Raw genomic sequence first — 399 nt, 5'->3', positions numbered from 1 at the left:
GCTTCATACTTTGACAACGAATAACTGCTTAGGGTGACTTCATGCTGAATATCCGCCCCGCGATCAACGATCGAGAACTGACTGTAACAACTTGCTTCCGGCGTCCAGACTGGGCGATTAAGATCGTCGTTCATGCAGGGCATACGAAAGTCGCCCATAATAAAACGGCCACCTTCGACAAACACCATATTCTCAATCGACTTTACCGCGACCTCGGCGATCTTTTGTTTTAGTTCGCTGTCTGCATCTGGATAGTGTTTGTTGACATTACTAATAATGGTGTTGAGCTGCTGTTGAGAAAGCACGTCGCTGGAAATGTCGATATCGCTATTGCATGCCGCCAATAAAGGAATCGCCCCGAGAAGACCTAGCCATTTATAATTCATTATCAATCCTCAT

The 399-nt window shown here is 45.9% G+C and carries 1 pseudogene; it reads right to left on the bottom strand.

Annotation, left to right across the window (positions count from 1 at the left end):
- Nucleotides 1–386 (bottom strand): annotated as a pseudogene (locus tag QTN94_RS20525) (formylglycine-generating enzyme family protein); the annotation flags it as partial.
- Nucleotides 387–399: the final 13 nt, after the last annotated feature.

It is taken from the genome of Vibrio sp. M250220, assembly GCF_036533795.1.
Taxonomy (GTDB): Bacteria; Pseudomonadota; Gammaproteobacteria; order Enterobacterales; family Vibrionaceae; genus Vibrio.
Note: the sequence above shows the minus strand (reverse complement) of the source record. Positions and strands in the feature narration are given on the sequence as shown.